Annotated in this window: 21 protein-coding genes; 11 read left to right on the top strand and 10 right to left on the bottom strand. The window is 65.3% G+C overall.

Features of this window, described 5'->3' with window-relative positions; all coding sequences use genetic code 11:
* Positions 1 to 69 precede the first annotated feature (69 nt).
* Positions 70 to 1,317: a pyridoxamine 5'-phosphate oxidase gene (pdxH, locus tag GJV26_RS16535; RefSeq protein ID WP_155709788.1), complete on the bottom strand. Its 1,248-nt coding sequence runs from the start codon at positions 1,315 to 1,317 to the stop codon at positions 70 to 72.
* Between the two features lie 70 nt (positions 1,318 to 1,387).
* Between pdxH and tcdA the strand changes: the two genes are divergently transcribed.
* Positions 1,388 to 2,275 carry a tRNA cyclic N6-threonylcarbamoyladenosine(37) synthase TcdA gene (gene tcdA, locus GJV26_RS16540; RefSeq protein WP_155709789.1) on the top strand — a complete coding sequence of 296 codons (888 nt, stop codon included), beginning with the start codon at positions 1,388 to 1,390 and terminating at the stop codon, positions 2,273 to 2,275.
* 4 nt (positions 2,276 to 2,279) lie between these two features.
* On the opposite strand, the gene thpR is transcribed toward tcdA, so the two are convergent.
* The gene (gene thpR / locus GJV26_RS16545; protein ID WP_155709790.1) at positions 2,280 to 2,822 is read right to left on the bottom strand and encodes an RNA 2',3'-cyclic phosphodiesterase; all 543 of its coding nucleotides are present in this window, start codon (positions 2,820 to 2,822) and stop codon (positions 2,280 to 2,282) included.
* 36 nt (positions 2,823 to 2,858) lie between these two features.
* On the opposite strand from thpR, the gene GJV26_RS16550 reads away from it, so the two are divergent.
* Together GJV26_RS16550 and cysK are read left to right on the top strand one after the other, a co-directional pair.
* Positions 2,859 to 3,383, top strand: coding sequence for an FKBP-type peptidyl-prolyl cis-trans isomerase (locus tag GJV26_RS16550; RefSeq protein WP_155712533.1), 525 nt, complete (start codon positions 2,859 to 2,861; stop codon positions 3,381 to 3,383).
* A 45-nt stretch (positions 3,384 to 3,428) separates the two neighbouring features.
* Positions 3,429 to 4,376: a cysteine synthase A gene (cysK, locus tag GJV26_RS16555; protein ID WP_155709791.1), complete on the top strand. Its 948-nt coding sequence runs from the start codon at positions 3,429 to 3,431 to the stop codon at positions 4,374 to 4,376.
* Between the two features lie 60 nt (positions 4,377 to 4,436).
* Here cysK and GJV26_RS16560 read toward each other — a convergent pair whose 3' ends face one another.
* From GJV26_RS16560 to GJV26_RS16570, 3 genes are all read right to left on the bottom strand, one after another.
* Positions 4,437 to 5,501, bottom strand: a complete 1,065-nt coding sequence (locus GJV26_RS16560) for a cation diffusion facilitator family transporter (protein WP_155709792.1) — start codon at positions 5,499 to 5,501, stop codon at positions 4,437 to 4,439.
* Complete coding sequence (locus GJV26_RS16565; protein ID WP_155709793.1) at positions 5,498 to 5,818, bottom strand: ArsR/SmtB family transcription factor; 321 nt, start codon at positions 5,816 to 5,818, stop codon at positions 5,498 to 5,500. Before GJV26_RS16565 ends, GJV26_RS16560 begins: the two co-directional genes overlap by 4 nt.
* A gap of 281 nt (positions 5,819 to 6,099) precedes the next feature.
* Positions 6,100 to 6,618 carry a CinA family protein gene (locus GJV26_RS16570; protein ID WP_155709794.1) on the bottom strand — a complete coding sequence of 173 codons (519 nt, stop codon included), beginning with the start codon at positions 6,616 to 6,618 and terminating at the stop codon, positions 6,100 to 6,102.
* A gap of 172 nt (positions 6,619 to 6,790) precedes the next feature.
* Here GJV26_RS16570 and GJV26_RS16575 point away from each other — a divergent pair, with 172 nt between their 5' ends.
* From GJV26_RS16575 to GJV26_RS16585, 3 genes are read left to right on the top strand one after another with little or no spacing between them, the layout of a single operon-like run.
* Positions 6,791 to 7,354, top strand: a complete 564-nt coding sequence (locus tag GJV26_RS16575; RefSeq protein ID WP_173346218.1) for a TOL_0243 family YfiR-like periplasmic protein — start codon at positions 6,791 to 6,793, stop codon at positions 7,352 to 7,354.
* Positions 7,351 to 9,441 carry a sensor histidine kinase, YfiR-like protein-associated gene (locus GJV26_RS16580; RefSeq protein ID WP_155709796.1) on the top strand — a complete coding sequence of 697 codons (2,091 nt, stop codon included), beginning with the start codon at positions 7,351 to 7,353 and terminating at the stop codon, positions 9,439 to 9,441. The genes GJV26_RS16575 and GJV26_RS16580 overlap by 4 nt, the downstream gene beginning before the upstream one ends.
* Entirely contained in the window at positions 9,438 to 12,092 is a 2,655-nt protein-coding gene (locus tag GJV26_RS16585) for an EAL domain-containing protein (protein ID WP_155709797.1), read from the top strand. The genes GJV26_RS16580 and GJV26_RS16585 overlap by 4 nt, the downstream gene beginning before the upstream one ends.
* A 29-nt stretch (positions 12,093 to 12,121) precedes the next feature.
* On the opposite strand, the gene thiL is transcribed toward GJV26_RS16585, so the two are convergent.
* The 3 genes from thiL to GJV26_RS16600 all read right to left on the bottom strand — a co-directional run bounded on the left by thiL (position 12,122) and on the right by GJV26_RS16600 (position 13,781).
* Positions 12,122 to 13,117 (bottom strand): thiamine-phosphate kinase, encoded by a 996-nt coding sequence (thiL, locus tag GJV26_RS16590; protein ID WP_155709798.1) that lies wholly within the window; start codon positions 13,115 to 13,117, stop codon positions 12,122 to 12,124.
* A 28-nt stretch (positions 13,118 to 13,145) separates the two neighbouring features.
* On the bottom strand, positions 13,146 to 13,346 hold the full coding sequence (locus GJV26_RS16595; protein WP_155709799.1) for a hypothetical protein: 201 nt from the start codon (positions 13,344 to 13,346) through the stop codon (positions 13,146 to 13,148).
* Between the two features lie 114 nt (positions 13,347 to 13,460).
* Positions 13,461 to 13,781, bottom strand: a complete 321-nt coding sequence (locus tag GJV26_RS16600) for a hypothetical protein (RefSeq protein ID WP_155709800.1) — start codon at positions 13,779 to 13,781, stop codon at positions 13,461 to 13,463.
* Between the two features lie 274 nt (positions 13,782 to 14,055).
* Between GJV26_RS16600 and GJV26_RS16605 the strand changes: the two genes are divergently transcribed.
* A complete protein-coding gene (locus GJV26_RS16605) occupies positions 14,056 to 16,374 on the top strand; it encodes an NADP-dependent malic enzyme (RefSeq protein WP_155709801.1) in 2,319 nt (772 codons plus the stop codon).
* An 87-nt stretch (positions 16,375 to 16,461) separates the two neighbouring features.
* Here the strand turns inward: GJV26_RS16605 and GJV26_RS16610 are convergent, their stop codons facing one another.
* Together GJV26_RS16610 and GJV26_RS16615 are read right to left on the bottom strand one after the other, a co-directional pair.
* Positions 16,462 to 16,938 carry a transposase gene (locus GJV26_RS16610; protein WP_173346219.1) on the bottom strand — a complete coding sequence of 159 codons (477 nt, stop codon included), beginning with the start codon at positions 16,936 to 16,938 and terminating at the stop codon, positions 16,462 to 16,464.
* Positions 16,939 to 16,973: 35 nt separating this feature from the next.
* Entirely contained in the window at positions 16,974 to 17,657 is a 684-nt protein-coding gene (locus GJV26_RS16615) for an IS4 family transposase (RefSeq protein ID WP_155709803.1), read from the bottom strand.
* A 230-nt stretch (positions 17,658 to 17,887) separates the two neighbouring features.
* Between GJV26_RS16615 and GJV26_RS16620 the strand changes: the two genes are divergently transcribed.
* The 4 genes from GJV26_RS16620 to GJV26_RS16635 all read left to right on the top strand — a co-directional run bounded on the left by GJV26_RS16620 (position 17,888) and on the right by GJV26_RS16635 (position 21,627).
* On the top strand, positions 17,888 to 18,346 hold the full coding sequence (locus GJV26_RS16620; protein WP_155709804.1) for a DUF2214 family protein: 459 nt from the start codon (positions 17,888 to 17,890) through the stop codon (positions 18,344 to 18,346).
* 182 nt (positions 18,347 to 18,528) lie between these two features.
* Entirely contained in the window at positions 18,529 to 19,572 is a 1,044-nt protein-coding gene (gene gmd / locus GJV26_RS16625) for a GDP-mannose 4,6-dehydratase (protein WP_155709805.1), read from the top strand.
* A gap of 1 nt (position 19,573) precedes the next feature.
* Entirely contained in the window at positions 19,574 to 20,509 is a 936-nt protein-coding gene (locus tag GJV26_RS16630; RefSeq protein WP_155709806.1) for an NAD-dependent epimerase/dehydratase family protein, read from the top strand.
* Entirely contained in the window at positions 20,506 to 21,627 is a 1,122-nt protein-coding gene (locus tag GJV26_RS16635; RefSeq protein WP_229427897.1) for a glycosyltransferase family 4 protein, read from the top strand. The genes GJV26_RS16630 and GJV26_RS16635 overlap by 4 nt, the downstream gene beginning before the upstream one ends.
* Positions 21,628 to 21,634: the final 7 nt, after the last annotated feature.

Below are 21,634 nucleotides of genomic sequence, written 5' to 3' on the forward strand. Positions count from 1 at the left end.
GTACGAACACGATAGCCTCCGGTCGCTACGCAATGTTTCGATTGCGCTGCCGGGGCGGATGCCCGTCTCCTACGGCTGGATTCTTTCCTTCGTCCAGCTCCCGTCCGCCTGCAGCGTAAACACGATCCGGTCATGGAAGCGCGATGCGCGCCCCTGCCAGAACTCGACACGCTCGGGCACCAGGCGGTAACCGCCCCAGTGCGCCGGCCGCAACGGCTTGCCGCCGCTGGCGGCCGCCGAATATTTTTCCTCGGCGGCCGCGTAGTTCGCCTCCATTTCGGCCCGGCTGCCGATCGGCGCGCTCTGGTCCGAAGCGATCGCCCCCAGCTGGCTCTTCAACGGGCGGCTATAGAAATACGTGTCGCTTTCCGCGGCCGATGTCTGTTCCACGCGGCCCTCGATCCGCACCTGGCGCTCGAGTTCGGGCCAGAAGAACAACAGCGCGGCATGCGGGTTCTGCGCGAGCTGGCGGCCTTTCCGGCTCTCGTAATTGGTGTACCAGGTGAAGCCGCGCGCATCGAACTGCTTGACCAGCACGATGCGCGACGACGGCCTGCCTTCGCCGTCCACCGTGGCCACGCTCATCGCGTTCGGTTCGTTCACCTGGGCCTTCATTGCTTCTTCAAACCACTGGCGGAATTGCGCCACCGGGTCGGCCAGCGTATCTTCCTCGGACAGGCTGGCGCGCCCGTAATCCATCCTCAGGTCGGCCAGGGCGACGCCGCCAACCGCCGTGCCGGCCCCGGTCGCACCCGCTGGATCGGCCGGAGCGATGCCGCGCCGGCGCGCCATCGAATCGCCCAGCACGGCCATCTGCGCAGGGTTGAACAGGCGCTTGGCCATCGGCGCGATATGGCCTTCCTCGGTTTCCATGTGCGCCGTGTACATCTGCACGAAACGGTTCACGGTATCGGCCGACAGTTCGACGGCCGTGCCGTTGCCGCCAGCGGAGCCGTTGGCAATTTTGTCAAGTTGTGAATCGATTATATGCCACGCATCGTCCATTTGCTTGTGCTGCGAAAGGATCTCCGGCCGCAGGCGCCGCACCGTCTCCAGGTCGGCGCCGGTGGCCGTGGCATCGAGCATCGGCAGCAGGTCGACTTCCTCGTCGGCATGGTGCAGGTGGGCCGCCGTGTTGAAATATTTCTGCACCGCCTGCGCCGCCTGTTGCGCCGCCGCGTCGGCCCCATGTTGCGGCAGGTGTTCCAGCAGCTTTTGCAACGTGGCCAGCTGCTTGCGGATCTTGTCGTGGCAATGTTTCAGCATGGCGATCGGCTGGTCGAAGCCGGGGGCGGGAGCGAGGAGGGAATCGGTCATGGCGGGATCCTTAATTCTGAACGACGGATTGTAGAATAATCCTTCGGCCCGCGTCCGTTAAAATGGCCGGATGAACGACATCACCGAATCCCAACCCGCCCACGACGAGCACGACGTCGACTTCGACCGCCGCTTCGGCGGCATCGCCCGGCTGTACGGGGAACCGGCCCTGGCGCGCTATCGCACCGCGCACGTCTGCGTGATCGGCGTCGGCGGCGTCGGCTCCTGGATCGTCGAGGCGCTGGCCCGCAGCGCCATCGGCCGCCTCACGCTGATCGACCTCGACAACGTTGCCGAATCGAACATCAACCGCCAGATCCAGGCTCTTTCCGACACCGTGGGCATGGCCAAGGTGACCGCGCTGCGCCAGCGTATCGCGCAGATCAACCCGTACTGCCGGGTCACCGAGATCGAGGATTTCGTCACGCCGGACAATCTCGACGAAATGATCGGCGGCCACGATTACGATTACGTGGTCGATGCGATGGACAGCGCGCGCGCCAAGACGGCGCTGGTGCACTACTGCCGCATGCGCGGCATCCGCCTGATCATGATCGGCAGCGCCGGCGGCAAGACGGATCCGACGAAGATCGAGGTGCGCGACCTGGCGAAAACGGAGCAGGAGCCGTTGCTGAAGAAAGTGCGCCGGCGGCTGCGCAGCGAATTTCATTATCCGCCGAACGAAAAGAACAAGCTGAATGTGGATGCGGTGTTTTCCATGGAGCCGCTGAAGTTTCCGGAAACCGGCGGCGTGTGCGAAGTCGATGCGGACGACGCGCCGCCGGCCAGGGCGGGGCTTACCGGCATCAATTGCGCCGGCTTCGGCTCGGCGGTGGTGGTGACGGCCACGTTCGGCATGGTGGCCGCGGGGCATGTGCTGCGCAAGCTGGCCGATGAGGTTGCCACGGGCGATGCCGTCGGCGCCGTCAATGCCGTCAATGCCGTCAGCGCCGGCTAGCGGATCATTGGCGTTCCACCGGCACATACCTGCCCGAAGGCAGCGATTCCACCAGCACCACCCGGTCCACGGTCCACGCCACCGGCGTTGCCGGCGCTTCCGGCGGTGCCAGCCTGGCTTCCCGCGCCAGTGTCACATGCGGCTTGAACACGCCGTGCGTGGCGGCGGAAAACCCCGAGGCTTCCAGCCTGCGCATCAACTCTTCATGCAGCGCCACCAGTTCGGGCGGCACCCGCGTCATGCCGGCCCAGGCGATGCGTGGCCGCGCGAAATGGCCGTAGCAGTCGATCACGAGCCGCAGCGTCGGCACGTCGAGCCGGTCGCGGATATCGAGCAGGGCCGGCACCGCGCCGGCCGCCACCTGGCCGAGGAAGGCCAGCGTCAGGTGCAGCTTGTCGGGCGGCGTCAGCCGTCCTGCCACCGGGGCCTGCAGCGCGGCCAGCGCGGCGCGCGCCGCTTCGTCCGGCCACAGCGCGAAGAAAAGTTTGCGGGTCGGTCCTGTAATTGGCCCGGCAAATGGCCCGCCTTCAGGTTCATTTGATATCATGTTGCCGCCTCAAAACCAGTACAGAAAGAATACATGATGACCCGTCTGTCCGCTCCAGTGCTGTCCCTCCTGCTGTGCGCCGCCTCGTTCGCCCACGCCCAGACCCCGCCCGCCGGGCCGGAAAACCCGGCGCAGCCCGCCACCCAGGAAGCGCCCGCCGCCCAGGAGGCGCCGGCCGGTCCCGTGGTGCCGGGCTCGGCCACGATCGGCCCCGCCGCCGAACAGCTGATCGTCAACGACACCAAGGCTGGTACCGGCCGCGAAGCGGCCACCGGCGGCACCGTGTCGGTCCACTACACCGGCTGGCTGTACCGCCCGATGGCCAAGGGCCACAAGGGCCGCAAGTTCGACTCGTCGCGTGACCGCGGCGAACCGCTCGAGTTCCGGCTCGGCGCCGGCCAGGTCATCAAGGGCTGGGAGCAGGGCGTGGCCGGCATGAAGATCGGCGGCAAGCGCACGCTGATCATCCCGTCGAACCTGGCGTATGGTGCGCGCGCCATGCCCAACATTCCGGCCAACTCGGCACTGATCTTCGACGTCGAACTGCTCGACGTGAAGTAAGCCGCGGCGTTACACTGGTCTCCTCACCTTCGTGTGGAGACCTCGATGAACGTTGCGAACGATGTGACCGCGCTGATCGGCAATACCCCGCTGGTCCGCATAAATCGATTGACACAAGGCGGCCCGGCAGGGAGCGCGCCCGCGCAACTGCTGGCCAAGCTGGAATTCTACAATCCGGCCCACAGCGTGAAAGACCGTATCGGCCTGTCGATGATCGCGGCGGCCGAGCAGGCCGGCCTGATCCGGCCGGACACCATCATCCTCGAACCCACCAGCGGCAACACCGGCATCGCGCTGGCGATGGTCTGCGCCGCCCGCGGCTACAGGTGCACGCTGGTAATGCCCGAGACGATGAGCCGCGAACGCCGCATGCTGCTGCGCGCGTATGGCGCCGAGCTGGTGCTGACACCGGGCGGCGAAGGCATGGTGGGCGCGATCCGCCGCGCCGAGGAAATGGCCCAGTCGGACCGCCGCTACCTGATGCCCCAGCAGTTCAACAACCCGGCCAATCCCGACATCCACCGCCGCACCACCGCCGAGGAAATCTGGCGCGACACGGACGGCAAGATCGATATCCTCGTGGCCGGCGTGGGCACCGGCGGCACGATCACCGGCGTGGGCGAAGTGATCAGGGAGCGCAAGCCGTCGTTCCAGTGCATCGCCGTGGAGCCGGAGGCATCGCCGATCCTGTCGAAAGGCACCAAGGGACCGCACCCGCTGCAGGGCATCGGCGCCGGTTTCGTGCCGGCCGTGCTGAACACGCATGTCTACGGCGAAGTGATCGCCGTGAAGAACGACGACGCGTTCGACTATGCGCGCCGGGCCGCGCGCGAGGAGGGGTTGCTGGTAGGCATATCGGCCGGTGCCGCGCTGTGGGCCGCCGTGCAGGTGGCGTGGCGGCGGGAAAACGAAGGCAAGGTGATCGTGACGATCATTCCATCGTTCGGCGAGCGCTACCTGAGCACGCAGCTGTTCGCGGGGCTGGCGGACTGACGGGCCGCCAGCCCCTGGCGGCTGGCACCGGCATCCCGGTGCGGGCCGCCGTCGGCACCGTCAGTGCTGATGGGCATGGCCATGCTTGTGATCATGCTTGTGGCCGTGGGCATGTTCGTGCTCATGCTCATGTTCGTGGTCGTGGTCGTGGGCATGTTCGTGTTCGTGTTCGTGTTCGTGATCGCCATGCCCGTGCGCCTGTCCGTTCTGCCCCAGGCAGCAGGCATGTTCGGTGGTGCCCATCTCCGTCTGCAGCGTGCTGTGATGAATCGAGAATTGCTCGCGCAGGCCGCGCGCGATGTCGTCCATCGCCACATCGCCCGGATAGCCGGCGGGCATGACCAGGTGCGCCGTGAGCGCCGTTTCCGTGGTGCTCATTGACCAGATGTGCAGGTCGTGCACGCCGGTGACGCCCGGCCGGGCGCGCAGGAACTGTTCCACCTTGCGCGAATCCACGCTGCCCGGCACGGCCGCCATCATCATCCGCAGCGACTCCTTCAGCAGCGACCAGGTGCCGGCCACGATCATCACCACGATGCCGATGCTGACGAGCGGGTCGAGCCACAGCCAGCCGGTGAACATCACCGCCAGGCCGGAAATGAGCACGCCGAGCGAAATCGCCGCGTCGGCCGCCAGGTGCAGGTAGGCACCGCGGATGTTCAGGTCGTCCTTGCTGCCCTTCATGAACAGCCAGGCCGAGATGCCGTTGACAAGGATGCCGATGCCGGCCACCACCGATACCGTGGGGCCATGCACGACCACCGGGTTGATCAGTTGCAACACCGCTTCCCATGCGATCGCGCCGCAGGCCGCCATCAGCAGCATGCCGTTGAACAGCGCGGCCAGCATCGAGCTGCTGCGCAGGCCGTAGGTATAGCGCCGCGACGGTTCGCGTTTGGCCAGGATCGCGGCGCCCCACGCCAGCATCAGGCCCAGCACGTCGGAAAGGTTGTGCCCCGCGTCGGCCATCAGCGCGGTGGAGTTGGCCATGAAGCCGTAGCCGAATTCGACCACGACGAAGATCGCGTTCAGCGTGATCGCAATGGCGAACGCGCGGCCGTGGTCGGCCGGATCGCCGTGGTGGTGGTGACCGTGCCCGTGGTCATGGTGATGGTGGCCGCTCATACGTCGTTTCCGGTGGAAGGTTCGGCGATATGCTCGAGCATGTCGCGCAGGACGCCGCTGATGTGCGCATCGGCGGTGGAATAAAACACCTGCTTGCCCTGCCGCTCGGCCTTGACGATGCGGGCCGCGCGCAGCAGGCGCAGGTGGTGGCTGACCAGCGAGCTGGAAAGCTCGAGCGTGGCGGCGATCTCGCTGACGGCGATCGGCGCCGGCACGCAGGCCAGCACGATGCGCAGGCGGGTCGGATCGCCCAGCAGGTGGAACAGGTCAGCCAGCTGGGCAACCGATTCTTCGTGAACGGAAGGGGAGGTGTTCATCTCATCGATAACATTTGAATAGATGTTCACATATTAGTCGCATGAGCACGCCGATGCAACCCGCGAAAGGGGGCGGTCAGCCACGCAGCGGCGTGCAGGAGAGACAGGGAAGTGTTCGCCGGGCGTCTTTGCGAACGCGCGGGCCCGGGAATGTGGATAATGGACAACAGCGATGCGCCACCGGCACCGCGCACCCCGGTCATGCCGGGCGACGGGAAAGCCGGCACCGGACGTGCCGGGAAGGCATGGCGGCACCGGCAGGGCGCCGCGCCGCAATGACCTTAGTTCACGAAGCGCAGCAAGCCCTGCAGTGCATGGATGACCGTCTGCTCGCGCACCGCGCGGCGGTCGCCGGAGAACACCAGGCGTTCGGTATGCACCGTGTCGCCATTTGCCCAGCCGAAACAGACGGTGCCGACCGGCTTGCCCGGCACCGCGCCGGTCGGGCCGGCGATGCCGGTGGTGGAAACGGCCAGGTGGGCATTGCTGTTGGCCAGCGCGCCCTGCGCCATCGCGGCCGCCACTTCCTCGCTCACGCTGCCGAACTGCGCGACCAGCGCGGCCGGCACTTCCAGCAGTTCCGTCTTCGATGCGTTCGAATAGCACACAAAGCCGCAATCGAACCAGCCGGTCGAGCCGGCGATCTCGGTAACCGCCTGCGACACGCCGCCGCCGGTGCACGATTCAGCCGTGACCAGAAGCAATCCTTTGTCTTGCAAGGCACGGCCCACCTGGGCGGCCAGTTCGTTGATATCCGTACTCACTTGTAGCTCCTGTCGGCAAAGAATGTCCGGTTCCATTCTAGCGCGCAGCATCGGCTGCCGGCCACGCGCGCGGCAAAAAATTGTCGGGCTCGGCGAACACGCGCGCTGCGGCGCCGAAGACGTCAGCGGGGTCGCGGCGCCAAAATAGCGGCACTGTACGAAACTGAACGATAGAATAGAGGCAATCAACCAACGCGGGCCCGGCAACGTGGAACCTGGAAAGCTCACCCGGAGGCAATGGCTGGTCGCCGCACTTGCCGCGGGGATTTCCCCGGCAAGGGCGGACGGCGAGCTGGAACGCCAGGTCAAGGCGGCGTTCCTGTACCGGTTCGGCGGTTTCGTCGAATGGCCGGAAAGCGCGTTCGTGCGTGCCGACAGCCCGCTCGTGATCGGCCTGCACGAGGCGGACGAGCTGGCCGGGCCGCTGGCGCGCACGGTGACCGGGCGCACCGTGAACGGCCGCGTGCTGCAGGTCATGAAATTAAAGAAGGCGGATGCGGTGGGCGGCGAGCGCGCGCCGCACATCGCATTCGTCGGCGCGCAGGATACGACGGCGGCGCAGGGCCTGCTCGATGGCTGCCGCGAACGGCCGATCCTCACCGTGTCCGACAGCGGCCACGTGCATGGCTTGGGCAGCGTGATCAATTTCCTGGTGGCGGAAGAACGGGTGCGTTTCGAGGTGTCGCTGAAGGCGGCCGAAACGGCGCGGCTGCGCATCAGTGCGCGGTTGCTGTCGGCGGCCTGGCGGGTACGGCCGGGGGCGTCGGCATGATCAGGCTGCGCTCGCTCCGCAACAAGCTGCTCGCGGTGATCGCGCTGGTGATGCTGCCGACGGTGCTGGTATCGATCGGCACGATCGTCGTCTACGACCTGCACATCTACGAACAGACCATTACCGACGACATGACCACGCAGGCCGAGCTGATCGGCCACATGAGCGCGCCGGCACTGACGTTCGACGATGACCGGCTGGCCCATGAAAACCTGGCGCTGCTGCGGCTGCGCCCGAAAGTGGACGCTGGCGCCATCTACAACGCGCAGGGCCGGCTGGTGGCCCAGTATTCGGCGGCGGGCGAGCAGGGCGGCGCGCCGGCCGCCCCGGGGCCCGAAGGCTTCCGTATCGAGGATGGCAAGCTGTACCTGTTCAAGCGCATCCTGGACAACGGCGAGGTGCTGGGCACCGTCTACCTGCGCGCCGACTACGAAGTGCTGGCGCGCTTTCTCGATTACATACTGATCGGCTTCGTGGCCGGCCTGCTGGCGCTGGCGTGCGCATGGCTCGTCAGCCGCAAGCTGAACGACGTGATCACGCGGCCGATCCTGTCGATCGCGCACGTGGCGCGCGAGGTGGTCGCCACCGGTGACGTGTCGCGCCGTGCCGAACGCCTGGGCGAGGACGAAGTGGCCGAACTGGCCGGATCGTTCAACAAGATGCTGGCCGATATCGAAGGCCGCAAGCGCGAGCTGGAAACCTCGAACCGCGAAATCGCCCGCGAATCGGAACGCCGGCGCGAGGCGCAGCAGGAAGTGATGCGGCTGAACCAGGAGCTGGAGCAGCGCGTGCACGAGCGCACGCTGCAACTGGAGATGGTGAACCGCGACCTGGGCATGGCGATGGAGGAAGCCAAGAGCGCCAACCAGGCCAAGTCGGCCTTCCTGTCGTCGATGAGCCACGAGTTGCGCACGCCGCTCAACGCGATCCTGGGTTTTGCGCAGATCCTCACTTCCGACAAGCTGCCCTCGACGCTGGCGCAAAAAAAGGAGTTTGCCCAGCACATCCTGAAATCGGGTCGCCACCTGCTCACGCTGATCAACGAGATCCTCGACCTGGCCAAGATCGAATCGGGCGCCGTGGCACTGTCGATGGAGCCGGTGGCGCTGCCGGAAATGCTGCAGGAATGCGAGGCCATGATGGTGCCGCTGGCCACCGGGCGCGGCATCCGCCTGCTGTTCCCGGAGCGCTGCACGATGAACGTGACTGCCGACCGCACGCGCCTGAAGCAGGTGCTGCTGAACCTGTTGTCCAACGCGATCAAGTACAACCGCGAAGGTGGCGCCGTGGTGATCGACTGCGCGCCGTCCGGCCCCGGACTGCTGCGCGTTTCCGTGCAGGATACCGGCGTGGGCCTGCGGCCCGAGCAGGTGCGCATGCTGTTCCAGCCATTCAACCGCCTGGGCCAGGAGGCCGGCGTGGAAGAGGGATCGGGCATCGGCCTGGTCGTCACCAAGCGCCTCGTGGAACTGATGGGAGGCACGATCGGCGTCACCAGCAGCCCCGGCGTGGGCAGCATGTTCTGGGTCGAGCTGAAGACCACCGAACCGGTGCCGGTGCCGCCGGTGCACGTGACGACGCCGCTTGTACCGGGCGTGCCGGCACCGGCGCGCGACAGCGTCACGCTGCTGTACGTGGAAGACAACCCGGCCAACCTGAAGCTGGTGCAGGAAATCATCCGCTTCCGGCCGGAGCTGCGGCTGCTGTCCGCGCCGGATGGCCAGCTGGGCCTGGAACTGGCCCGCGCCCACCTGCCGGACGTGATCCTGCTCGACATTAACCTGCCGGGCATGACCGGGTTCGACGTGCTGCGCCAGCTGCGTACCGATCCCCGCACCGCCGCCATTCCCGCCATCGCGCTGACGGCCAACGCGATGCCGCGCGACGTGGAACGGGGAATTGCGGCAGGATTCTTCCGCTACCTGATCAAGCCGATCAACATCGACGAATTCACGGAAGCGATCAACAGCGCGCTCCGTAACCTCGGCAATACCGGTGACGCGGGCAAAACGGGTAACATCGGTGCCATCGGCAACAACGACGAGCGGCCCGCCCCGCTGCTCGCGGAAAAGAAGGAGGAGTCATGATCAGCCGGGCCGATATCCAGGGCGCGAGCATCCTGATCGTCGACGACCAGCCCGTCAACGTGCAATTGCTGGAATACCTGCTGCAATCCACCGGTTACACGCACGTCAGTTCCACCACCGATCCGCGCGTGGTGGCGGCGTGGCACGAGCAATACAACTACGACATCATCATCCTCGACCTGCAGATGCCCGGCATGGATGGCTTCGCCGTGATGCAGGCGCTGCGTCCGCTCGAGCCGGAAGGCTACCTGCCGGTGCTCGTGGTCACCGCCGAGCCGGACAAGAAGCAGGCCGCGCTCGATGCCGGCGCACGCGATTTCGTCAGCAAGCCGTTCGACCCGGTCGAGGTGCTCACGCGGATCCGCAACCTGATCGAGGTGCGGCTGATGCAGCGCGAGGCCAGGTTCCACAACATCGTGCTCGAGCGCACGGTGCGCGAACGCACCGCCGACCTGCAGCGCTTCCGCACCGCGATGGATGCGACGGCCGACGCGATCTTCCTGATCGACATCCAATCGATGCGCTTCGCCGACGTCAACGACGGCGCCGCGCGGATGCTGGGCTACACGCGGGCGCAGCTGATGGCGCAGGAACCGGCGCGCATCGGCCTGGGCACCCAGGAAACGCTGCTGCAGCATGCCGGCTCGGCGCTCGGCGCCGGAGGCGACGCGCGTGCGCCGGTGCTGATCGAAACCGAACTGCTGCGGCACGACCACGCCACGGTACCGGTGGAAATCTACTGGCAGCTGCAGCATGATGTCCATGGACCGGGGCCGGCGCAGGGGCCGGCGCACTTGGCACAGTTGCCGGCGCAGTCGGCAGATTCGCAGCGCACGCTGATCTGCGTGGCGCGCGACATTTCCGAGCGCCGCGTGGCCGAGGAGCGCCTGCGCCACGCGGCCCACTACGACAGCCTCACGGGCCTGCCCAACCGCACGCTGTTCTACCGCACCCTGGCCGACGCGATCGACCTGGCGCGCGACAAGGAGTGGCGCATCGTCGTGCTGTTCATCGGTCTCGACCGCTTCAAGAACATCAACGATTCGCTGGGCGCCGCGATGGGCGACGAACTGCTGCGCGAATTCGCCAGCCGGCTGGTACAGTCGGCCCGCATCCGCGACACGGTGGGCCGGCTGGGCGGCGACGAGTTCGGCCTGATCCTGACGATGACGCGCGACCAGCAGGATGCGGTACTGGTGGCCAACGAAGTGCGCGAGGCGTTGCGCTCGCCGTTCCAGCTGGGCGACCAGCAGGCCATGATGACGGCATCGATCGGCATCGCCGTCTACCCGGATGATGCGGCAGACCCGGAAACCCTGGTCAAGTACGCCAACACGGCGATGAGCCAGGCCAAGGAGGCGGGCAGCGATGCCTACCGCTTCTTCACGGCGGGGATGAACGTGCAGGTGCTGGCGCGGCTCGACCTGGAAATGGCCCTGCGCCGCGCGCTGGACCAGCAGGAGCTGGAGCTGCACTACCAGCCGAAGGTCAACCTGCTGACCGGCCGGGTATCGGGCGCGGAGGCGCTGCTGCGCTGGAACCGGCCCGGTCACGGCACCGTGTACCCGGCCGAATTCGTCGGCGTCCTCGAAGATACGGGCCTGATCGTCCGCACCGGCAACTGGATCATCGATGCCGCGTGCCGGCAGATCGCCGAATGGATGGCGTCGCCGGTGGGGCCGGTGCACGTGGCCGTCAATGTCGCCTCGCGCCAGTTCATCGAGGGCGACCTGGAAACGGAAGTGAAGGAAGCATTGGCCCGGCACCAGGTGCCGCCCGACCTGCTGGAACTGGAACTGACGGAAACGGCGTTGATGTCGAACGCCGAGCGCACGATCGACGTGCTGACCAAGCTGCGCCTGCTGGGCGTGAAGGTGGCGATCGACGATTTCGGCACCGGTTACTCGTCGCTGGCCTACCTGCAGCGCTTCCCGATCGACAAGCTGAAGATCGACATCGCGTTCGTGCGCAATATCGTCACCAACCCGAACGACGCGGCGATCGCGCTGGCCATCATCAGCATGGCGCACAGCCTGAAGCTGCGCGTGGTGGCCGAGGGCGTGGAAACGCGGCCCCAGCTCGAATTCCTGCGCCGCAACCGCTGCGATGAAGTGCAGGGCTTCTTCTTCAGCCGCGGCCTGAACGAGGCTGGGTTCGCCCAGCTCGTCACCGGCGGGAAGTCGCTGCCGCCGGACCCGAACCTGGCCACCGAGCCGCCGCAAACGCTGCTGATCGTGGACGACGATGTCAACGTGCTGTCGTCGCTGCACCGGCTGTTCCGGCGCGACGGCTACCGCATCCTCACGGCGTCGTCGCCGGCCGAAGGCTTCGATCTGCTGGCGCTGCACCCGGTGCAGGTGATCGTGTGCGACCAACGCATGCCGATCATGAGCGGCACCGAATTCCTCAGCAAGGTGAAGGACATGTACCCAGACACGATCCGCATCATCCTTTCCGGCTACACGGGGCTCGAAGCGATGCTGGACTCGATCAACCGCGGCGCGATCTACCGCTTCTACACCAAGCCATGGGACGACGTGCAACTGCGCGACAACATCCGCCTGGCGTTCCACCATTACTGGCTGATGCACGGCACCGGCAAGCATGCCGGGCAGCCGGGCGAGGACCACACGGCGCTGCCGGGCCGCTAGATCCCTTGCAGGTCCAGTGTCGCGCCGCGTTACTGCCCGCCGCCGAAATGGTCGAAGCCGGCCAGGCGCAGTTCGAGCGGCTGGCCCTGGCCATCCGTCAGCCGCAGGCCCGGCGCCGCTTCGATGCGGCCCACGCGCGTGACCGGCGTGCCGCAGGCCGCGCCGGCGGCCTCGATCGCGCCGCGCCGCGCCGGCGCGGCGGTAAAACAGAGCTCGTAGTCGTCGCCGCCGGCGGCCGTGTACGCGCGGCGCAGCGCGGCATGCCCCGACGCGCACGTGGCCAGGACCGGGCCGGCCGGCAGCGCGTCCACGTCCAGCGTGGCGCCGACACCGGACCGTTCCAGGATGTGACCGAGGTCGCCCGCCAGGCCGTCGGAAATGTCGATCGCGGCATGCGCCAGGGCGCCTTCGGCCAGCAGCCGGCCCAGCGCCACGCGCGGCGTGGGCAGGTGCAGGCGCGCTCCCGCCAGCTGTTGCGCATCTTCCTGCAGCGCCACTTCGCCGCGGATGCCGGCCAGCGCCAGGCGGGCATCGCCCAGCGTGCCGGAAATCCAGATGTCGTCGCCCGGCCGGGCCGCGTCGCGGCGCAGCGCCTGGCCCGGCGCCACTTCGCCGAACACGGTAATGCAGATATTGAGCGGCCCCCTGGTGGTGTCGCCGCCGATCAGTTCGCAGTCATGCTCGTCGGCCAGCGCGAACAGTCCCGCGGAAAAACCGGCCAGCCAGTCGCGGTCGGCCGCGGGCAGGGCCAGCGCCAGCGTAAACCCGGCCGGGCGCGCGCCCATTGCCGCCAGGTCGGAAAGGTTCACGGCCAGGCTTTTGTGGCCCAGGCGGCGCGGGTCTTCGCCGGCGAAGAAATGGCGCCCTTCCACCAGCATGTCCGAGGAAATCGCGAACGACTGGCCGGGCGTGATGCCCAGCAGCGCGCAATCGTCGCCAATGCCCAGCTGCGCCCGGGGAGAAAGAGGCGCGGGGCGCGCGGGGCGCACGAAATACTGTTTGATCAGGTCGAATTCGGAGAGCATGCCGTCATTGTAGCGGCGTGACGGGACTTCAGCGGCGACGCATGGCCCGCGCCATGATGCGCCGCGGCCGGCCGCGCGCATAGATCCAGGCGCCACCCGTCGTGACGGCGGTCGCGCACAATGCCAGTTCCCACTCGGCCGCATGGGGGGTGAAGAACAGGGCCAGCGCGGATACCGGGAATGCCACGCCCGTCACGCGCGAACACGAACGCCAGAAGATGGCACGCATGCCAGGCCCCTTTTGGATGTTGAGATCCGCGTAGTCTAGAAGCCTGGAGAAATGCTGTAAAGAATTTATTAAATTTTTGTTAAATCGAGGGGCGGCAGTGGTCCACCCACTACACTAGTCCCAATCGAAGCTATCGCTATCGCTGACGCCGTAGCCATCCGGGCGCTTGGTCGATGACCACGGCATGTCGGATGCCCAGTCCGAAACGCTGTCATATATTCCCTTGGCCTGCTCGCTGCGGGATCGGGCCAGGCGACGCGACCGGCGTCGCCGTTCGAATAACGACCAGATCATCATGGCCAAGAGGCCGAATGCGACACCATAAAGAGGTCTCGCAAGGACGGCAATCGCCATGGCGGTGAGAAACAGTAGAAGCTGGACAGCGGCACGTATCGACATCGCGGGCTCCGGACAATTTGCGTCAGTGTAGCGCATCGAAATCGCCGCGGCAGCGTTCAGGATGTTTTTTTAATAACTTGCATATTGCATGCCTTCAGGTAAGTTCTGTATATACCGCCAGTACATTTTCACGACTGGCAGGCCCCATATCGGCCGTAACGGGCAGGATTGATAGCAAAAACGAATAGAAAAACATTTTCAGATAGGAATACGAGTATTGACCCGGCTGTTGGTAAAAATACCTACTTTGGCAAGGATAGGGGTCTGCTAGAATCAAAGGATTTCAGACAGCACAGGAAGGCAGCAGGCAATGGATTCGTCATCTGACAAGAAAGAGGAACTGCGTCAACAACTGCGCCTGGCGGCGCTCGAATACCACGAGTACCCACGGCCGGGCAAGATCAGCGTGACCCCGACCAAGCAGCTGACCAATCAGCGCGACCTGGCCCTGGCGTATTCGCCGGGCGTGGCCGCCCCCTGCGAAGAGATCGTCATCGATCCGGCCGCCGCCTATAAATACACGGCGCGCGGCAACCTGGTGGCCGTGATCTCGAACGGCACCGCCGTGCTCGGCCTGGGCAATATCGGCGCGCTGGCTTCCAAGCCCGTGATGGAAGGCAAGGGCGTGCTGTTCAAGAAATTCGCCGGCATCGACGTGTTCGACATCGAGATCAACGAACAGGATCCGGACAAGCTGATCGACATCATCGCCGCGCTGGAGCCCACCTTCGGCGGCGTCAACCTGGAAGACATCAAGGCGCCCGAGTGCTTCTACATCGAGCGCGAGCTGCGCAAGCGGATGAAGATCCCCGTGTTCCACGATGACCAGCACGGCACCGCGATCATCGTCGGCGCGGCGATCCTGAACGGCATCACGCTGGTCGGCAAGAACATCAAGGAATGCAAACTGGTCGTTTCCGGCGCCGGCGCCGCCGCGCTGGCCTGCCTGGACCTGATCGTCGACCTCGGCTTCCCGATCGAGAACATCTTCGTGACCGACCTGGCCGGCGTGGTCTACCAGGGCCGTACCGAGCTGATGGACCCGGACAAGGAGCGCTTCGCCCGCGACACGCCGGCGCGCACGCTGGGCGAGGTGATCGCCGGTGCAGACATCTTCCTGGGCCTGTCGGCCGGCGGCGTGCTCAAGCCGCACATGGTGCAGCAGATGGCGGCGCGCCCGATCATCCTGGCGCTGGCCAACCCGAACCCGGAGATCCTGCCGGAAGACGTGAAAGCCGTGCGCGACGATGCCGTCATCTGCACCGGCCGTTCGGACTATCCGAACCAGGTCAACAACGTGCTGTGCTTCCCGTACATCTTCCGCGGCGCCCTCGATTGCGGCGCCAGCACGATCACGCGGGAAATGGAAATCGCCGTGGTCCACGCGATCGCCGAACTGGCGCACGCCGAGCAGTCCGATGTCGTGGCCACCACGTACGGCTTCACCAACCTGTCGTTCGGTCCCGAATACCTGATTCCGATGCCGTTCGACCCGCGCCTGCTGATCAAGATCGCGCCGGCCGTGGCCAAGGCCGCCGAGGATGGCGGCGTCGCCACGCGCCCGATCAAGGACCTGGAAGCGTATGCCGACAGCCTGCAGCAGTTCGTCTACCGCAGCGGCACGTTCATGAAGCCGCTGTTCGCGCAGGCCAAGATCACGCACCCGGACCTGAAGCGCATCGTCTACGCCGAAGGCGAAGAAGAGCGCGTGCTGCGCGCCGTGCAGGTGATCGTCGACGAGCGCCTGGCGCGCCCGATCCTGGTCGGCCGCCCGGCCGTGCTGGAATCGCGCATCCAGAAGTTCGGCCTGCGCCTGAAGCAGGGCGTGGACTTCGACGTGATCAATCCCGATTACGACGACCGCTACCGCGACTACTGGACGTCGTACTACGACCTCGCCAAGCGCAAGGGCGTCACCGAGGAATACGCCAAGCTGGAAATGCGCCGCCGCCACAGCCTGATCGGCGCGATGATGATCAAGAAGGGCGATGCCGACGGCATGATCTGCGGCACCTTCGGCACCACCCAGCTGCACCTGCACTACATCGACCAGGTGCTGGGCAAGCGCGCGGGCGCGAACGTGTACGCGGCGATGAACGTGCTGGTGCTGCCGGAGCGGCAACTGGTGATGGTCGATACCCACGTCAACGAAAACCCGAACGCCGAGCAGCTGGCCGAGATCACGATCATGGCCGCCGAAGAGATGCGCCGCTTCGGCCTGCAGCCGTCGGTCGCGCTGCTGTCGCACTCGAACTTCGGCTCGTCCAACAACGAGTCGGCGCAGAAGATGCGCGCCGCGCTGGCGCTGGTCAGGGAGCGCGCGCCGGACCTGGAAGTGGATGGCGAAATGCACGGCGACACCGCGCTCGATTCCAAGATGCGCAAGAAGCTGATGCCCGATTCCTACCTGGAACGCGATGCCAACCTGCTGGTGATGCCGAACATCGAGTCCGCCAACATCGCCTACAACCTGGTGAAGACGGCGGCCGGCAACGGCATCGCGATCGGCCCGATCCTGCTGGGCTGCGCCGCGCCGGTGCACATCCTGACCCCGTCGGCCACCGTGCGCCGCATCGTCAACATGACGGCGCTGTGCGTGGTGGACGTGGTCGCCCAGCGCAACAACTGATCTTTCCGGATCAGTGCCGAAAAGCCGCCGCAAGGCGGCTTTTTTTTCGCCCTCGATGTTGCCAAAAAATGGGGACTGTCCCTGAGCCTACCCCTCGAATTCCCAAGTGCGGACCATCGAAACGAGTTCGATAAATGCATATTTGATGGCCGATGGGGAGAGTCTGGGTCGACGATAGTCGTCGACCCAGTGCATTGCCAACGAGAAGATTGAAAGGCAGCTGCCTGCCTTGGGATGGCTGCCGTAGTGGACTTCATAGCCAGCCGCTCGTGCCGCTAAGCCGATCAGCCATAAGGCATAAGTGAGCAATGCACCGATTAGTAAAAGTGCCGCCAGACGAAGCAGGCTTGTAGTCTGGCTATGTCGCAGTGCCATTCCCCATTTGGCATTCTTCAGGTCGCGGAAAGTCTGCTCGATTTGCATGCGCCCAGAGTAAATTTTGATGATGTCGTCTGCACGAAGCTGTGCCAGTGCTGGCGAAACGGCGAGTAGCCAAGGCTCACATTGGGCAGCGCTGTTTTTCTTGCTGTGGCGCGCGCGCGCAGGTTGACCGGATTTCGTCAAGCAATGCCGTCCTTTCGATTTGGACTTGTACAGCACTAATCGGCAGTCGACAGGGTTGGAGCGGACATGAAAAAATAGCCCAAATCGCGCGCTTTTGCGGTAGCTCTTGAGTACAAGCTTTTGCAGCCGAACCAGTCGTTGCCGTTCTGTTGGCACACCAAATCACGGTTGCGTATCCGTCCGACCCAGCCAAAGCCGAGCTGATTGAGCGTTTTAAACCACGTAGCACGAAATCCTGCATCGGTGATGATGATGGCGCGACAGTGCGCTGGCAGGATGGTTTTCAGGGTCTTCATGAAGCACTTATGGACCAAAGATGCCGCGAGCCTCTCCTGAGGGTGGACCTCCTCGTAGAGCGTAAAGGCGCGTCCTTCGATGATGGCTGCTGCACGCAGCAATTGAGCACTGCCATCTGCGCGAATTTCTGACCAATCTACTGCTACCTGCACGTATTGCCTGGATTGAAGAAGGCGTTGGCTCATTGCTCGGTATATCTGCACCCGCTCTTTGGCCAGATGGGGATTGCTCAGCAAACGGTCACAGCACTTGATGCGATGCCGAAGACTTGTTTGTGACCTGAGCTGCTTACCGATGCGTACAACGCCCAGCCCGGCACGAGCTGCAGCTTGCACAATTTGAGCTAGGCAAGCTCGGCGTTTAGCGTGAATTGATGGGCACTCCTGCCCCAACAATCGTTGTATGATTTGGCGTGCATGCATGGTCCGTGCCTTTCATTTGCAGTTTGGTCGCTACGAATGAAAGGGCTAACACGGCCATGCATGTGCCGTTTTTGGGATTGAAGTTAACAGCTTCCCATATGGTTTACAACAAAAATTTGAGGGGTAGGCTCAGGGACTGTCCCCCTTTTTTTGGCAACACATTTTTACAACAGCTGGAGGCCGGTGGGGTTTTGACAGCCGTATATCCCAGGCGCTACATTGTCGGCACCATGACCGACCTCATTCTCGCCATCGTCCATCACCTGACCGTGTTCGGGATTGCCGCCGTGCTGGCGGCGGAGCTGGCGTTGCTGCGGCCGGCGGCGATGTCGCCCCACACGGTGCGGCTGCTGGGGCGGTTCGATGCGGTGTACGGCATGCTGGCGCTGGCCATTCTCGCCATCGGCTTCGGCCGCGTGTTCCATGGCGCGAAGGGCGCGGATTTCTACCTGCACAATCCTGTCTTCTGGATCAAGGTGGGCGCGTTCGCCGTCGTCGGCCTGCTGTCGATCAAGCCTACCTTGCGGATGATGGCCTGGCAAAAATCGCTGAAGGCGGATGCCGCATTCACCCCGCCAGCCGACGAACTGAAGGCGCTGCGCCGCCGCAAGCTGGCCGAAGTCCACGTGTTCGGGCTGATCCCGGTGGCCGCTGCCGTCATGGCGCGCGGTATCGGCCCTGGCTGGTAACGGTCGCGCCGTTGCTGCGGCAGGTCGTCCCCGATATGGGCCGCAGCATGCCGCTGCCGGCAAAAAGTTTCGCTGTAACAAGATGTAATTAGTGTAATCCAGCCGCCCGCGCAGCCAGGTGGCTGTCATGCCTCTGTTACAATATCGGGCTTCACGCTCAACCTTCTTGAACACCCGACACTATGCAAAATACGAAACGCGCCCTGGTTACGGGCATTTCCGGCCAGGATGGCGCTTACCTGGCGCAGCTGTTGCTTGAGAAGGGCTATGAAGTCACCGGCACGTTCCGCCGCACCAGTTCCGTCAATTTCTGGCGCATCGAAGAACTGGGCATCCAGGCTCACCCGAACCTGCACCTGGTGGAGCACGACCTGACCGACCTGTCGTCGTCGATCCGCCTGCTGCAGAATGGCCGCTTCCACGAGGTCTACAACCTGGCCGCGCAGAGCTTCGTCGGCGTGTCGTTCGAACAGCCGGTGACCACGGCCGAAATCACTGGCATCGGCGCCGTCAACCTGCTCGAAGCGATCCGCATCGTCGATCCGAAGATCCGTTTCTACCAGGCGTCCACGTCGGAAATGTTCGGCAAGGTGCAGGCGATTCCGCAAAAGGAAGACACGCCGTTCTACCCGCGCAGCCCGTATGGCGTGGCCAAGCTGTATGCCCACTGGATGACGGTGAACTACCGCGAATCCTATGGCATCTTCGGCTCGTCGGGCATCCTGTTCAACCACGAATCCCCGCTGCGCGGCCGCGAATTCGTGACGCGCAAGATCACCGATTCGGTCGCCAAGATCAAGCTGGGCAAGCTCGAGGTGCTGGAACTGGGCAACCTGGACGCCAAGCGCGACTGGGGCTTCGCCAAGGAATACGTGGAAGGCATGTGGCGCATCCTGCAGGCCGACCAGCCCGATACCTATGTGCTGGCAACGAACCGCACCGAGACCGTGCGCGATTTCGTGACGATGGCTTTCAAGGCGGTCGATATCGCGATCGAATGGCAGGGCAGCGGCGAAAGCGAAACGGGCCATGACGCGCAAAACGGCAAGGTGCTGGTGCGCATCAGCCCGAAATTCTACCGTCCGGCCGAAGTGGAGCTGCTGATCGGCGATGCGTCGAAGGCACGCAAGGAACTGGGCTGGGAACCGAAGACCACGCTCGAAGAGCTGTGCCAGATGATGGTCGACGCCGACCTGCGCCGCAATACCGCCGGCTTCTCGTTCTGACATGGCGGCGGCGCTGCAATTGCTGTCGACGGTGCGCGAAGGCGCCGGCAAGCGTGCGCTGGTGACCGGCATCGCCGGCTTCACCGGGCACTACGTGGCGCAGGAACTGCGCGCCGCGGGCTACGAGGTGTTCGGCGTGGCCAGCCCGGGCCGCGAACCCGGGTCCGATACGGTGGCGGTCAACCTGACCGACCGCGCCGCGCTGGCCGATGCCGTGCACGCCCTGCAACCGGATGTCGTGGTGCACCTGGCCGCGATCGCATTCGTCGCTCATAGCGACGTCGAACAGATCTACCGCGTCAACGTGACCGGTACCCGCAACCTGCTCGAAGCGCTGGCCGCATCGCCGAAGAAGCCGTCGGCCGTGCTGCTGGCCTCGTCCGCGAACATCTACGGCAATGCCGATGCCGGCGTGATCGGCGAGGATGTGCCGGCCGCTCCCGCCAACGATTACGCCGTCAGCAAGCTGGCGATGGAATACATGGCGCGCCTGTGGATGGACAAGCTGCCGCTCATCATCGTGCGGCCGTTCAACTACACCGGCGTGGGCCAGGCCGAGAACTTCCTGCTGCCGAAGATCGTGTCGCACTTCCGCCGCCGCGAGGCGCGCATCGAGTTGGGCAACCTGCACGTCTGGCGCGATTTTTCCGACGTGCGCGTGGTGGCCGCCAGCTACCGCCACCTGCTCGCCGCCGGCCAGGCCGCCATCGGCAAGACCTTCAACGTCAGTTCCGGCAAGGCGTATTCGCTGGGCGAAGCGCTCGACATGATGGGAAACATCGCCGGCTACAGGATCGACGTGCACGTGAACCCGGCCTTCGTGCGCGCCAACGAAGTGGTGCGCCTGACGGGCGACAACACCCGCCTGCAAAGCATCGTCGGCCCCATCGATCCGCCTCCGCTGGAGCATACCTTGCGCTGGATGTACGAGGCGTGACATTGAAAGTCGGCCTGTCGGCCACCACGACCGAACCCGGCCTTACCGGCGGCCAGCTCGACGGCATCGGTGTCTACAGCGGCGCGCTGCTGCGCGAGCTGCCGCACGCCGGCATCGATGTCGACGCCTGGTCGTTCGGCCCGCCGGCGCGGCTTTCGGTCGGCCGCCCGATGCCGCGCCCGTTTCCGCTGGCGACACTGCGCGACCTGGTGCTGCCCGGCGCGCGCCAGCACATCGACGCCGACCTGTATCACGCCACCGACTACCGCATCGTGAAGATGGACCGGCCCGTCGTCGCCACGCTGCACGACGCGCTGCCGATCGCCCATCCGGAATGGTGCAATCCGAGGCTGCGCGGGTTGAAGAACTGGCTGCAGGCCCGGGCCGCGCGCAAGGCGGACCACGTGATCGCCGTCAGCCGCTACGCGATCGCCGAGCTGGTGCAGTGCTTCGGCGTGGACGAGCGCCGCATCAGCGTGGTGCCGAACGGCGTCGACGAGGCATGGCTCGATGCGCCGGCGGCCGATAGCGTCGCGGCCACGCTGGCGCGGCACGGCCTGCGTCCGGGCTACTTCCTCACTGTCGGCACGCTGCAGCCGCGCAAGAACACCGGCGCGCTGCTGCAGGCGTATCTCGGCCTGCCGCCCAGCGTGCGCGCGCAGCGCCAGCTGGTGATCATCGGCGCGGCCGGCGCCCGCAGCGAGGCCACCGTCGCACAGATCAGGGCCGCGCGGCAGAACGGCGAAAACGTGGTGTGGCTCAACCGCGTGACGGGCGCCGAAGAACTGCGGCATGTCTACGCCGGCGCCGGCGTATTCGTCTTTCCCTCGCTGTACGAAGGCTTCGGCATCCCGGTGGTGGAAGCGTTCGCGTCCGGCATTCCGGTGGTGGCGTCGAATGCCACCTCGGTCCCGGAAGTGACGGGCGGCGCGGCGATCGATGTCGATCCGCTGTCGGTCGCGGCGATCGGCGCGGCGATGCTCGAACTGGCGCGAGACGAGGCCTTGCGCCAGCGCTGCATCGCCGCCGGCAAGGTGCGCGCGGTGCAGCTGACATGGCGCGAAACGGCCCGCAAGACGGCAGCCGTCTATCGATCCGTGCTGAGCGGCGGGCACTGAGAACCGA

Source organism: Pseudoduganella dura (assembly GCF_009727155.1).
Lineage (GTDB): Bacteria > Pseudomonadota > Gammaproteobacteria > Burkholderiales > Burkholderiaceae_D > Rugamonas > Rugamonas dura.